Genomic DNA, 14275 nt, shown 5'->3' with positions numbered 1-14275 from the left:
ATTTGAAATTCTTTGAATAAACAGGCTTAACCCTTCACAAAAACTCGTTTTTTACCGAAAATCAACTTTTTGAATCTCATGTCTCATCCCATTTTTCTCATCCGATTGCCTGCGCATCCCTCTATTCCCTTGAATCCCCGGTTGGAAAAAACTCAAAAGACAATCTCGGAAGCTCGTGAAAAAGAGGAAGTCTGAGCAAGCAGTCTGAAAACCGATCTGAATTAGGGAAGTTAGCGGCCAAGGAATTGGATTCAGGAAATCGTTTTTTGAAAAAAGGCGATTGATGCAGGGATTGGTAGTGAAATACACCCAAGATCCCTTTTGATTTGAGATAAGATATGTAAGCTGTCCTTGAATGGATGTTCTCAAAAACAAGGAAAAAAATGTGCGCATTGGCCATTTTTGAGGGTGCAGGGAAAGTGAAGGAGAATAGCTCCGCTTCCTTTTTCAATAGCTCAAGATAATTCTTTGACAGGAGTTTTGACTTGATTTCGAATTGGCTGAAAGCCTGAAAGTAATCTTCCCAAACAATTTTTCGTTGGGCCTGAATAACATCCAATTGCTCAAGTTGGGCCCACAAAAAAGCCGCTGTAATTTCAGAAGGCAGGAAGCTACTTCCCACATCTACCCAGCCATATTTGTCAATTTCGCCTCTGAAAAACGCAGCTCTATCTGTCCCCTTTTCCCAAATAATCTCAGCTCTTTTTGCCAAGCTTGGGTCATTGATGACGAGCATACCTCCCTCGCCACTTTGAATGTTCTTGGTTTCATGGAAACTAAACGTCCCTAAATGTCCAATTCCCCCTAAAGGCTTTTCCTTGTAAAAACTATCTATGGCTTGGGCGGCATCTTCTACTACTTTGATCCCATACTTTTCAGACAGTTCCATGATCGGATCCATATCCACAGCATATCCCGCATAATGAACTACTACTATAGCTTTGGTTTTTTCTGTGATCAATCCCTCAACTTGTGTCACATCCATATTAGGATGGTCAGGTAGGCTGTCAACCAAAACTATTTTTGCACCCCGGAGTACAAATGCATTTGCTGTGGAGACAAACGTATAACAGGGCATGATCACTTCATCGCCGGGTCCGATATCGAGCAGAATAGCGGCCATTTCCAGCGCATCTGTACATGAGGTCGTCAGGAGGCACTTATGAAACCCGAAGCGTTGCTTGAAATAATCCTGACAAAGCCGCGTAAAGTCGCCGTTTCCGGAGATTTTACCTGATGCTACAGCCTGCTGAATGTATTCAATTTCATTCCCGGTTAAAAAAGGTTTATTGAATGGAATTATCATGCAGCTTTGGATTTTGGCTTTAAAAACTATTTTTTGAGATTTTAAGGTAACTTATTGACATTAAAAAAATGATAATTCATGCTACTTTCCATTAGTTGATAGTCATTGACCTTGTAAAATTGGACAGCAGCTCGATTTTCCCCTTGGGTGGATATCTTCATATCGATAGCTCCCAGCGTTATCGCTTTTTCCTCTGCTGCTCTCAATAGAGCTTTTCCAATTCCAAGTCCTCTACTTTTAACATCCACTGCTATCAATCCGATTGATGCAATATGGTCGGAGACAGAAAGGGTAACGAGGCCTGAATGGCTCGAATCCACCAGTACCATGTCTTCCAGAAGTGCCTTTTCGATCCAAAGTCGATAGAGTTTTTCATACTCACCGGAGCTCAATCTTGGATCAGTTTTAAATCTCGAATATTCTCCGCTTTGCAAAGCTAAATCCAAAAGCTTATCAGACAGGGCTCCGGAATAAGATTCTATGGTTAATTCTGCCTTTTTCTCCTTTCTTACTTCAGTTAATTTTTTCCCAAATACATACTTGGAGTTCACAAAACGGAGGAAATCGGGGGGATTGGAGATTTTTGTTTCCGAAAAAACATAAATCAATTGATAAGGCTTAGCCTTTTCCAAAAAACTATCCCAATTAGTTTCTTTGTCCGCTTGGAATTTACCCACCGGATATCCGAATAATTGGGAATCAAAAGCTAGTGTTTGGATAATCATTGGGGTAATTCTTCTTTATCATCGAGTGGTTGGACCACTGGCCTGTGAGTGTTCCACAAAGTCAATATATAACACTTATCCCCTACTCAGTCGTTTTTTCAACGATATATATTGGTCTGTTTTTAACTCCTTCAAAGGTCTTGCCTACATAAAGTCCAACGATTCCTAAAGTCATCAGGATGAATCCTGCAAGCAGCCAGAGCGAAATAATTAGACTGGCGTATCCCTTGACGATAATATCTCCATTCAGGTATTTGATAAAGGTAAACAAGGCAAAAAGAAACCCTGAGAAGGAGACTACAAAGCCAAGTTTTACTGTCAACCTGAGTGGTTTATCACTGTAAGCCAATATGATATCCAATGCCAGATTGAACAAACGCTTAAAGTTATAACTACTCTTACGGTCTTCGTTTGCCCCGTGATTTACTGAGATAGAAGTTTGCTTAAAGCCAACCCAGCGCACCATAGTCGGAAAATAGCGAATACTTTCGCGCATCTTCACAATTTCGACAATGACTTTTTTATGATAGATTCCAAAATTAGCGATAGACTCATCCTGTTGGGAACCAGTGAGCCATGCGAGGGTTCGATAGAATAGTTTGGACGAAAGTTTTTTAAAAAAACCGTCCTTTCTGATAATTCTTCTTGCCAAAACAACATCATTACCTTCTTGGGCTTTGGCGTAAAGGTTTGGAATCTCTTCGGGCAGATCCTGAAGATCACAGTCCATCACCACAACCCATTCTCCTTTGGCATTATCCAGTCCGGCAGTGATGGCATAATGTTGCCCAAAATTCCGACTTAATTTGATTCCCCTGACTTTAGGGAATTTTGCAACCAAATTTTCGATAGTCTCCCAAGACCGATCCGGGGAAAAATCGTCCACCAAGATTATTTCAAAGTCATGATTGAGCGGTTCAACAACAAGGTGAATGCGTTCAATGAGCTCATGAAGTATGAATTCTCCATTGTAGACAGGAGAAATGATTGACAGGTGCATTTGGACAGGTAAGTGGTTATAGGTATTCTTAAGATTTTGAAAGTTTTTCCGCCACTCGGTTCCTGTGGCAAAATAATAGTTTCAAATTCAAATACTGCCAAAACTCCTGAAAATTGGGAATTTTGGCGAAAAAGCTGTGATTGGAAAGGAGTTAATAAAAGCCAAACCTTTCCTAACAGGAGTAATTTATTGTGAATTTCAAGAAGTAAGCACTGAAATACGAGATGTCAAAGTACTGCCTTAAAATGGCTAATGTCTGAAGGTCGTCGTACCAATAGCATGGAAGATCAAACAAGAAATTTATCCGGAACTGCCTAAAAATGCCTGATTTTAACCTTGTAGATTGTACTTTCGAACATGTCTAAGTCCAATCTTGCTATACGAACGGTCATTTTCAGCATTTTGGGAAATGCTGTTTTAGCAGGTGTCAAGTTTCTTTCCGGGATTTTTGGGAATTCATTTGCGCTGATCGCCGATGGCATCGAATCTACGGTAGATATTTTTTCCTCTTTTCTGGTTTTACTGGGTTTGAAATATGCAGAGCGGCCTGCAGACGAAAACCATCCCTATGGACACGGCAAAGCCGAACCTTTGATCACTTTCTTAGTCGTCGCATTTCTGATCATCTCAGCATTTACGATCGCTTGGCAGTCCATCAAAAACATACAGACTCCACACGAATTACCTGCACCTTGGACTTTGATTGTCCTTGGAGTGATCATTATATGGAAGGAAATTTCCTATCAGGTGGTCATTAACCGGAGCAAAAAACTCAAAAGTTCCTCGCTAAAAGCTGAGGCTTGGCATCACCGAGCAGATGCCATCACTTCGATCGCCGCATTTGTCGGTATTTCGATCGCTATTTTCGGAGGAGAAGGATACGAGGTTGCAGACGATTACGCGGCTTTGTTGGCTTGTGGATTTATCCTGTACAATTGCTACGGGATTTTCAGGCCTGCTTTGGGTGAAGTGATGGATGAAAATAACTTCACTGAACTCACAAAGGAGATTCGGGAAATTTCGCTGAAAGTTGAGGGAATTGAGGGAACCGAAAAGTGTTTTATCCGCAAAGCAGGCATGACCTATCACGTGGATTTACATGCACATGTCAGAGGAGACTTGACCGTAACAGAAGGGCACAACATCGCCCATAAGCTTAAGGACACGCTGCGCAGGGAAATCCCACAACTTGGTCATGTGCTGATCCATATTGAGCCGACGTAAAAAATTTTTACAGACATTAAGAAATTGAGGGAGTTTCAAGATTGGAAATAACACCATCATTTTTAGTCCGATTTGGGGCAAGTTTCAAAAGCTTTGGCCGAATAAGACGCTACGATTCCGGCAGGAAAATGTCCTAAATTCTCCCGATGTTTCAAAATAAAAATCTTTTTCCAAGGAGTACCTGCCTGAAGGCAGTCAGGTCGCCACTCGGTTTAATTGATCCGCTCAAGTGAGTGTCTCCACTCACTTGTTTCGATCTGACTAGTTAGACTGGATAGGTATTTCAGATTCACTTTGATGTAGCCACTGACCGGAATCTAGTTTGGCGATTTAAGCCGTCTCCAAAGTCTTCTTGGATTTCCTATAAGTGTGCGCACTCAAAATATTCCTTCTGGCAAAGCGGTAGGTATTGTCTGAATTGATAAACTTGGTGTAGGTGTTTTTTGACACGCCAAAATACTCATAGGTGTTTCCATCCAAAAAAGTGATTTCAAGCACCTGATTTTTGTAGTGAAAGTCAGCGATTCCGGATTCGGTAGCGGTTTTGGTGTACTCCTCAAGATTTGCAGCGATGGTTTCCGGCGCTATACTTACCAGAAAGTGATACCCGTCAATGATTTTGGTGCTTTTTTCTTCGGCTTCTTTCGCTTTTTCATCCCCTTCCAGGAATTTGTCTGGATGCCATTCTTTCACTAAAGTCCGATAGGTGGTCTTCAGTTGCTTCAAGTCTATGGGACCTTCTACATTAAAAAGTTTCTTGTATTCGTTTATCCGCTTCATTGCTGCTTTTTTAAAACTGTTGCAAAGCTACGGATATATAATTTGGTAGATAAAAAATCTTAAAAGGGAACAGTACTCAGATTAATTAAAAACCTATTTCATTTATTTGAGCAATAATAATTTGTTTTTCAATTTAAGCTCGGATGATTATTCTGATAAACTCCTTCTTGAGAAAACACAAAGATCAGCCCACCAACCCAAAACACTGCCTGGCAATCTCCAATTCTTCATTGGTGGGGATGACTAGAATTTTTACTGGAGAATCGACGGTATTGATCTCATGAAGCCCTTTTTGGCGGGTTTCATTTTTGGCTTCATCGAGTCTGATTCCGAGGAAATCCATATTTTGACAAACGAGTTTGCGCGTCAGCGCATCATTCTCTCCTACTCCGGCGGTGAAGACAATCGCATCGAGTCCATTCAGCACTGCAGCGAAGGACCCAATGAATTTTTTGATATGATAGGCATACATGTCGTAGGCGAGGATTGCTGCTTTTTCTTTCTGATCATACAGCTTGCGGATGTCCCGCATATCGCTGAACCCCGTGAGGCCGAGCATTCCACTTTTCTTGTTCAGGATCGTATTGACTTCGTCGAGAGAATAGCCAAGTTGATTCACCAGATGGAAAATCACGGACTGATCAATATCTCCTGTACGAGTCCCCATAATCAAGCCGTTCATCGGGCCCAAACCCATGCTGGAATCGATACATTTCCCATCCCGTACCGCAGCCATACTGCAACCGTTACCTAAGTGAATGGTAATGATTTTGGAAGTCCTTTTCCCGAAAAACTCCATCGCCTGCTCGGAAACGTACTTATGGCTTGTGCCATGAAAGCCATAAGCCCGAATCCCATGATTGGTATAGAATTCATTGGGAATCGCCATTCGGAAGGCCACCTCAGGCATAGTCTGATGAAAAGCCGTGTCAAAAACAGCGACCTGTTTGGCTTGAGTGAATATCCGCTCCGCAACTTCGATCCCCAGGTAATTTGCAGGATTGTGAAGCGGTGCTAAAGGAAATAGCTCCAGTATTTTGGCTTTGGCTTCCTCGGTGATCAGTTGGGTTTTGGAAAATCGCTCTCCGCCATGCACCACGCGATGTCCCACCACATGCACTTGGTCGGGGTCGGAAATCACACCCACAGCCGGATCTGTCAACAACTTTGCCACCTCCTGAAGCCCGGTAGCATGATCGGGAATTGGCAATTCCAACACTTTACCTACTTCCCCAGAATCCAAAAAAGCCCGGTATTCCAATTTTGCGCCTTCCAATCCTATCCGATCTACCATTCCTGTGCAGATCACTTTTGCCTCAGGCATGGAAATGAGTTGGTACTTGATCGAGCTGCTGCCGGAGTTAATGACGAAGATGTTCATTTGGAGGTAATAAAAGTTACTGAGTTATTGAGAAATGTTCAATGGTCAATCATCAAACTCAATTATCAAGGACTTCCTTTTCTTGGTAATTGAAAATTGATCATTGACCATTGGTGATTGAATTTAATTTTCTTGCGCTTGAATCGCCGTGATTACCACCGTATTAAACACATCTACCACGGTGCAACCCCTGCTCAGGTCGTTGACTGGTTTATTCAATCCTTGCAGCATCGGGCCGATGGCGATCGCCCCGGTTTCCCGCTGCACGGCTTTGTAGGTGTTATTTCCTGTATTTAAATCAGGGAAAATCAACACACTAGCCTGACCTGCAACTTCGGAGTTTGGCAGTTTCTTTTTCCCAACTTCAGGATCAACAGCTGCATCGTATTGGATCGGGCCTTCAACTTTGAGATCGGGTCTTCGCAATCTAATCAGTTCGGTGGCTTTTCGGACTTTCTCCACTTCTTCGCCTTCTCCGGAGGAACCAGAAGAATAGGAAAGCATGGCGATTTTGGGTTCGATGCCCAGCATTTTGGCTGATTCTGCCGAGGAAATCGCAATATCCGCCAATTGTTCCGAAGAGGGATTTGGCACTACTGCGCAATCTCCAAAGACGGAAACCCGATTGGGGAGACACATAAAAAACACAGAGGAAACAGTCGCAACTCCGGGCTTGGTTTTGACAAATTGCAATGCGGGACGAATGGTGTGTTGGGTCGTATGTACCGCACCGCTGACCATGCCATCTGCATGACCTTTATAGACCATCATAGTCCCAAAGTACGACACATCGAGCATCAGGTCCCGCGCCATTTGGATGGTCAATCCTTTGTTTTTGCGCAGCTCATAAAGTGCCTGGGCATATTCCTCAAACCGGACGGAACTTACAGGGGCTATAACATTGACAGACATCAAGTCCAGCGAAAGATTAAGCCGCTTAATAGTCAGTTCAATAGTCTCTTTATTACCCAAAAGTGTCAATGCAACCACATCCTGCTTTACAAGCTGATCTACTGCCTGCAGGATGCGGTCATCTTCGCCTTCCGGCAGCACGATATGCTTCTTGTTTGATTTTGCGCGTTTGACCAATTGATATTGGAACATCCGCGGCGTGAGCACATCAGAATGAAATGCAACAATCTTGTCCGTCAATGCCTTTTCGTCGACTGCCTGCTCAAAAAGTCGAATTCCAATGGCTATTTTCTCTTTGTCATCCGCTGAAATCCGGGCTTTGATGTCATTGATTTTGGTAACCACTTCAAATGTTGCTTCCTCGACCTGCAGGATAGGCACTACCGTTTCCAATCCCTCCACCAACTGCACGATGGAATCTTCCGGAAGCATACCGCCTGACAGAACCATTCCTGCAATTTTTCCGAAATTCTTGGAAATATTAGCCTGCAAGGCTCCAATAATGATGTCTCCCCGATCTCCTGGGGTTATAACGAGTGTATTGTTTTTTACTCGCTGGAGGAAATTTCGCAACTGCATCGCTCCTACGATGACGTGATCCACCCGATTGGTCAGGAGATTTTCTCCAAAAAACACCTTAGCCCCCATCGCATCACGGATTTCCTCCATGGTCGGATTGCTCAATTCTAAATGCACAGGAATCGCAGAGATTAGAATCTCCTTTGGCAAAGCCATTGTTAACTTTCGGCGAAGATCAGCTTCCTTTCCCTGCTGCACTTTGTTGGCTACAAGTGTGAGAACTTGGACCCCATTGGAAAGAAAGGCATTGGTAGTGGAAATCGCTTGCTCGACGATTTCCGCATCAGTTTTATGATCACAGTTCAGGATAATTGCAGCAGGAATACCCAGGTTTTTTGCGATAGACACATTTCCGTTAAACTCCACATTGGTGCTGATTCCCGCAAAGTCTGTCCCCTCAACCACCACAAAATCCGAGTTCTCCTGGAGCCTTTGAAACTTTTCAATAATGGCATCGATCAAAAACGCCTCATTTTTCCGGTTTATTTCCTTGAAGGCCTTTTGGATCGTAAAAGAAAACATATCCTCGTAAGGCTGGGCAAGTTTGAAGTGCTCCTTGATCAGGGTCAAACGTCGGTCTTTCTCTTTTTTTCCAACAGTGATGATCGGTTTGAAATAAGAAATTTTGTCTGTTTTGCCTGCAAGAAGGTTCACCAGACCGAGCGCATAGATGGATTTTCCGGAAAACGGCTCTGTGGTCGTGAGGTAAATGGCATTCGTCATAGTGCTCTAAAAATTACTTGGGTAAGGAGAATTAATTTCCTCACAAAATTGAAACTATAATCTGGGGATTTTCCTGACAAAGATCATCTTCGCTTATATTTTTCATCAATCAAGCAGAGAAAAATCAGCATATCAATACTTGGTTCAGCAATAAATTCAGGATAAAAACTGATTTTTTCTATCTTCCAACTTTAATATCGAATGAGCCCCCAAACCCCACACCTCACCCGGCAACTCGGACTTCTTGGATTGACCGCTACGGGCATTTGCTCCATGATCGGGGCATCGATTTACATTGTGCCGTTTATGATTCAGCGCAATGTGCCCGGCATCGGCCCCTATGTACTGCCTGCTTTTTTGGTTGCTGCAATCCCGGCAATCTTCGCAGCTTTGGCCTACATTATTCTAGCATCGGCTATGCCGAGAGCGGGAGGATCCTACCTCTATGCAAGCCGGGCAATTCATCCGTATTTGGGCTTTGTAGCCAGTTTTTCCCAATGGTTTGGGCTGTCGATCGTAATAGGAGTGATTGCATACGTGGTGGTTCCTTTCTTTCGGGATGTGGCTGTGGCTTTGGATTGGCTGGATCTAGCTGAGTATTTGGAAAAGCCCTGGATTCGGGTTTGCCTTGCGCTCACCTTTCTTTGGGTTTTTGTGTATGTCAATATTCTCGGGGCAAAATTCTATGAACGAACCCTGATTCCTTTGATGATTTTGATGTTTGTTTTGGGAGGAATTGTGATTGTGTCGGGATTGAGCTTTGACCATTCGGATTTTCTGGCTGCTTTGGCAGAAAAAGAAGGGAGGATGCTAGAACTCAAGCCCACGTCTTTTCATTGGCCGACATTCCTATCTGCAGCAGCTTTGCTTTTCTCCAGTTTTATCGGTTTTGACTCAATCGCACAGGCTGGAGGAGAAGCTAAAAATCCAACAAAAAACCTCCCCAAGGCCATTGGTTTGGCTATTTTGAGTGTTGGGCTGTTTTACATCTGCTTCACATACGCAGTTTATCATGCCGTTCCATGGCCATTTGTAGCTCAGGAAGCGATGCAAAAAGACATCACTGCGGCAGGGATTCTCAGTTATTTGCTTCCCTCAGGTTTGGGAGTTTTGATTTTACTCGGAGCAGCTATTGCCTTGCTGAATGACCTTCCGGCAATGATTTTGTCCGTTTCGAGATTGGTGTTTTCTTGGGCAAAAGATGGGATTTTCCCCATGACCTTAGCCCAAATCCACCCAAAACATCATACGCCTCATTTTGCGATAGTGCTGAGTGGATGTATCGCCTCGATCGGAATATTGGGTAGCCACTTTGCGGGAGACTTCTTCCTTGGGATAGACATCATGGTCACCTCCATGCTTGTCAATTTCCTATTGATGTGCATTTCAGTGATTCTTTTCCCAATCCAAAATCCGGTATTGGCTTCCCGAATCGGTATCTTCAAGTCAAGAAAATTACAGCTGTTTATCGGCATTGGTGGGACAATTTTGATTCTTTCATTTTTGGTCATCCATACTGTCAAGGATCTGAATTCAACTGCCTCCGCCTGGTATTTTCACTCCACTCCTGTTTGGCTGATCGTGATGAGTAGTGCCTCGGTTCTTTTCTTTTTCCAATGGAAAAAACTCAAGGTCTCGGGTGTGGACACCAAAGCCCAATTTTCAACTCTTCCTTCCGAATAATTTAAAAATCGACAGAGGACGGTCTACTGTTCACGGCAAATCCAGCTTAAATTCAAACAAATATATTTCGGTTGCTGGTTAAGAATCGGAAATACAACCTCATAAAAATGAATCAATCAAAATACACTGAACTTGCACCCGACCTGACCATTTGCAGAGCACTTACCGGACTTTGGCAGATTGCAGACATGGAGCGAGAGGGGCAAAAAGTCAATACCAAAGAGGCAGCTGAAGCCATGAAATCCTATGTGGATGCAGGATTCACTTCCTTTGACATGGCGGATCACTATGGTTCTTCAGAGGAGATCGCAGGAGTTTTTAGGGAGACTTACGGCAAAGATACCGCTCAGCTTTTCACGAAGTGGGTTCCTTCTCCGGATCGGATCACCAAAGATCAGGTTAGAAAAGCGGTGGAACTTGCCTTGACAAGAATGAAAAGCGATGCTATCGACCTGATGCAGTTTCACGCTTGGCAATATTCCCATCCGAGCTGGGTGGATAGCATGTTTTGGCTTCAGGAGTTGAAGGAAGAAGGACTAATCAAACATCTGGGCCTGACCAATTTTGATAAGGCACATTTGAGCATTGTCCTGAATTCCGGGATAGAAGTAGTGTCCAATCAGGTTTGTTTTTCACTTTTGGATCAGCGGGCAGCCGGAGCAATGACTGAGCTCTGTCTGAAGCATCATGTGAAGTTATTGGCCTTTGGAACTGTAGCAGGAGGATTTCTTTCAGAAAAGTGGCTAGGCAAACCCGAACCTGCCCTCAATGATTCTTTGACCTGGTCGCAGATGAAATACAAGCGATTCATCGATGCTGCCGGAGGCTGGAAGCAATTTCAAAATCTCCTTCAAACTTTGGATCAAATTGCTCAAAAACACCAAGTTGGCATTGCTACTGTTGCTAGTCATTTCATTATGAACCAGCCAGCGGTCGGGGGAGTCATCATCGGTGCAAGACTAGGTCAAAGTGCGCATATTGCCGAAAATGAAAAGCTCTTTTCTTTTCGATTGGATCAGGAAGATCAGACTCTATTGAAGTCAAGTCTCGCAGGTATGATTGCCATTCCGGGAGATTGTGGAGACGAATACCGCAAAGCTCCATTTCTCACCGCTTCAGGCGATCTGAGCCATCATGTGGCGAGTTTCCCGGCGCCCTATCCGACCAGGGAAGGTTCGGATGGACGAACCAAAGCACTCAGCGGGACCATCTGGGAAGATATTGCGGGATTTAGCAGAGCAGTAAAAAAAGGTAATAGAATCTTAGTCTCCGGAACTACGGCAACTCATGGAAGCAGGGCAATGGGTGGAAATGATCCCGGTGCACAGACACATTTTATATTGGACAAAATTGAAGGAGCAATTCAGTCTTTGGGCGGACAAATGGAAGATGTGGTTCGAACCCGAATTTTTATTCGAAATACTGATCAATGGGAATCGGTCTCCCGAGCTCATGGACAGCGATTTGCCGGAATCCAGCCCGCCAATACGATGGTCAGGGCAGATTTGATTGGGGCGGAATATTTGGTGGAGATCGAGGCGGAAGCGGTGATTTGAGGTAGTGAGGTTTGGGGGTTGGGAAGTATGGAAGTCCGATGTCGGGTGACCGATGTGGCAATAGGCAGTGGGTAGTTCGTAGTATTGAGAAGCAAGAGGCGAGAGACAAGAGCCAAGATGGTTCGGATGTCGGATTTCGGATATCGAATAAAAAGTGTAGTCTGAGACTGGCAATAATTCTCTAAATTAATGGAATGATTTACTTAAAACTAAAAATTATAAACATTATGAAATCGCTTTTTTCCAGCGTGATTGTGCCTCTTTTCATTGGATTTACCGCACAAGCACAAAATACAGTCAACCTGACCGGTACTTGGGTGATGGAAGTAAAAACCGATGCAGGAAGTGGTTCCCCTACCTTTATTCTGAAACAAGACGGTGAAAAAATTACAGGAACTTATGCAGGACAATTGGGAGAATCTCCGGTGGTCGGAACAATTAAAGGCGATGTAATCCACCTTGAGTTTAATATTCAGGGAAATTTGATAACCTATGATGGGAAAGTAACATCAGCCTCAGATATGAGCGGAAAAGTAAATCTGGCAGAAATGGCCTCAGGAACCTTCACTGGGAAGAAAAAACCTTGAAAAGTAGGGAGACCAAGGACGGGAAACGGGAAAAAACATCAATGCTTTTGAATAGCTCAGCAGCACATAGGATCTCATCTAATAACATATAGCAAATAAATGAACATTCGGATAAATGCGAATTCACTTCATTTAGTAGCAGAATAATTCTAGGCTTATTTTTTGAGCATTTAAACCTTAAATACGAATACCCAACCCATCGATCGCCAAATATGAAAACAATAAACCTTTTTACGCAGCTGCTAACTGCTTCTATCATTGCCTTCGCCACGAGTTGTGCTGTAAATCCTGTGACGGGAAAAAAGCAGGTAGTTCTGATGTCCGAAGCGCAGGAAATAAGCATTGGCCAACAGTCGGACCCGGAGATTTCAGCATTTTTCGGAGTTTATGATGATCCGGCTTTACAAAAATTCATCACTGAAAAAGGACTTGAAATGGCGGCAGTTTCTCACCGCCCCAAGTTAGATTACCACTTCAAAGTGGTGGATTCGCCAGTTATCAATGCTTTTGCTGTGCCGGGTGGTTACATTTATTTCACAAGAGGAATCATGGCCCATTTCAACAATGAGGCTGAATTTGCCGGAGTTTTGGGACATGAAATCGGCCACGTCACCGCACGTCATTCGGTGGTACAGCAGCGAAATCAAATGCTTGGTCAATTGGGAATGATTGCAGGAATGGTCTTTGTGCCCGAGCTTGCACAATTCGCCGAACCACTGTCCCAGGGAATGCAGCTTGCACTCCTGAGCTTTGGCAGAGATGCGGAACGCCAATCCGATGAATTGGGCGTGGAATATTCTTCCCGGATTGGGTATGATGCTACCGAAATGGCCGGATTTTTTAATACCCTGGAAAGACAGAGTGCTAAGCAGGGAGGAAGTGAAATTCCGGAATTCCTATCGACTCACCCATCTCCGGGCGATCGAAATGTGACTGTGGCAAAATTAGCCCAAGAGTGGAAAACTAAACTTAAGTTGACGAATCCTACTGTAAACCGTGATGCTTATCTGAAAAGAATCGATGGGATTGTTTTGGGTGAAGATCCGCGGCAGGGTTTTGTGGAGAATAACATCTTTTATCATCCGGTGTTGAAATTTGAGTTCCCTACTCCTCAGGGGTGGAATTTCCAAAACACGCCACAGCAGGTACAAATGGGTCCTAAAGCCGGAGATGCTTTAATTTCATTCTCCCTGGGCGGGACAGGAACTATGGAAGAGATTTCCCAGAAAATTCTAACCCAATTCAAACTGGAATTGGTAGAATCCAAACGGGAAACCATCAACGGATTGCCGGCATTTATGATGATCGCAGATCAAAAACAAGAGAAAGGAACCATCCGGGTTCTCTCTACTCTGATCGAATATGGAGGAAATACTTACAGCATTTTGGGGGTAACCGAACTGTCGAAATTCCCGCAATACCAGCCTGTTTTCCTCTCTACCGCCAGAAATTTCAAAGCTCTGACAGACTCAGATAAGCTAAACCGCAAGCCGGATGTAGTCCGTATCCAAACGGTTCCTCAGCGCATGACTCTTCAGGCTGCTTTACAAAACTTCAAAATGCCATCCGATCGATTTGAGGAATTGGCAATCCTGAATGGAATGCTGTTGACAGATCAGGTGGAAAAAGGCACCTTGATCAAGGTGGTAGGGAAATAATCAAGCTAAAAAGAGGCTGTCTCATAAATGCTGTTTGACACATTGAGCACCTGAGCAACGAGAGTTGCGAAGTTCGAAATGTTGTTATATTCGCTGTAAATGGCTTTTGAGACAGCCTCTTTTTCTTGAACTCTCAATGAACCCCAATCGGTGTATTCATT

The 14275-nt window shown here is 43.7% G+C and carries 11 protein-coding genes; 5 read left to right on the top strand and 6 right to left on the bottom strand.

All coding sequences use genetic code 11. The features are described 5' to 3' along the window. Positions 1 to 121: 121 nt before the first annotated feature. The 3 genes from rffA to Q8M62_RS08455 form a co-directional block, all read right to left on the bottom strand. The gene (gene rffA / locus Q8M62_RS08465) at positions 122 to 1306 is read right to left on the bottom strand and encodes a dTDP-4-amino-4,6-dideoxygalactose transaminase (RefSeq protein ID WP_304900616.1); all 1185 of its coding nucleotides are present in this window, start codon (positions 1304 to 1306) and stop codon (positions 122 to 124) included. Between the two features lie 41 nt (positions 1307 to 1347). Then, complete coding sequence (locus Q8M62_RS08460; RefSeq protein WP_304900617.1) at positions 1348 to 2031, bottom strand: GNAT family N-acetyltransferase; 684 nt, start codon at positions 2029 to 2031, stop codon at positions 1348 to 1350. An 82-nt stretch (positions 2032 to 2113) separates the two neighbouring features. Beyond that, entirely contained in the window at positions 2114 to 3031 is a 918-nt protein-coding gene (locus tag Q8M62_RS08455) for a glycosyltransferase family 2 protein (RefSeq protein ID WP_304900618.1), read from the bottom strand. Between the two features lie 357 nt (positions 3032 to 3388). On the opposite strand from Q8M62_RS08455, the gene Q8M62_RS08450 reads away from it, so the two are divergent. Continuing rightward, a complete protein-coding gene (locus Q8M62_RS08450; protein WP_304900619.1) occupies positions 3389 to 4255 on the top strand; it encodes a cation diffusion facilitator family transporter in 867 nt (288 codons plus the stop codon). A 330-nt stretch (positions 4256 to 4585) separates the two neighbouring features. On the opposite strand, the gene Q8M62_RS08445 is transcribed toward Q8M62_RS08450, so the two are convergent. From Q8M62_RS08445 to pta, 3 genes are all read right to left on the bottom strand, one after another. Beyond that, the gene (locus Q8M62_RS08445) at positions 4586 to 5035 is read right to left on the bottom strand and encodes a KTSC domain-containing protein (protein ID WP_304900620.1); all 450 of its coding nucleotides are present in this window, start codon (positions 5033 to 5035) and stop codon (positions 4586 to 4588) included. Positions 5036 to 5219: 184 nt separating this feature from the next. Then, positions 5220 to 6416, bottom strand: a complete 1197-nt coding sequence (locus Q8M62_RS08440; RefSeq protein ID WP_304900621.1) for an acetate/propionate family kinase — start codon at positions 6414 to 6416, stop codon at positions 5220 to 5222. A 123-nt stretch (positions 6417 to 6539) separates the two neighbouring features. Further along, positions 6540 to 8630, bottom strand: a complete 2091-nt coding sequence (gene pta, locus Q8M62_RS08435; RefSeq protein WP_304900622.1) for a phosphate acetyltransferase — start codon at positions 8628 to 8630, stop codon at positions 6540 to 6542. Between the two features lie 201 nt (positions 8631 to 8831). Here pta and Q8M62_RS08430 point away from each other — a divergent pair, with 201 nt between their 5' ends. The 4 genes from Q8M62_RS08430 to Q8M62_RS08415 all read left to right on the top strand — a co-directional run bounded on the left by Q8M62_RS08430 (position 8832) and on the right by Q8M62_RS08415 (position 14114). Beyond that, on the top strand, positions 8832 to 10313 hold the full coding sequence (locus tag Q8M62_RS08430; RefSeq protein WP_304900623.1) for an APC family permease: 1482 nt from the start codon (positions 8832 to 8834) through the stop codon (positions 10311 to 10313). Between the two features lie 107 nt (positions 10314 to 10420). After that, positions 10421 to 11869 carry an aldo/keto reductase gene (locus Q8M62_RS08425; protein ID WP_304900624.1) on the top strand — a complete coding sequence of 483 codons (1449 nt, stop codon included), beginning with the start codon at positions 10421 to 10423 and terminating at the stop codon, positions 11867 to 11869. Positions 11870 to 12096: 227 nt separating this feature from the next. Then, a complete protein-coding gene (locus tag Q8M62_RS08420; protein WP_304900625.1) occupies positions 12097 to 12456 on the top strand; it encodes a hypothetical protein in 360 nt (119 codons plus the stop codon). Positions 12457 to 12668: 212 nt separating this feature from the next. Further along, positions 12669 to 14114 carry a M48 family metalloprotease gene (locus tag Q8M62_RS08415; protein ID WP_304900626.1) on the top strand — a complete coding sequence of 482 codons (1446 nt, stop codon included), beginning with the start codon at positions 12669 to 12671 and terminating at the stop codon, positions 14112 to 14114. The last annotated feature ends 161 nt before the right edge of the window (positions 14115 to 14275 follow it).

It is taken from the genome of Algoriphagus sp. (assembly GCF_030694375.1).
GTDB lineage: Bacteria > Bacteroidota > Bacteroidia > Cytophagales > Cyclobacteriaceae > Algoriphagus.
This window is presented reverse-complemented; position numbering and strand designations above follow the sequence as displayed.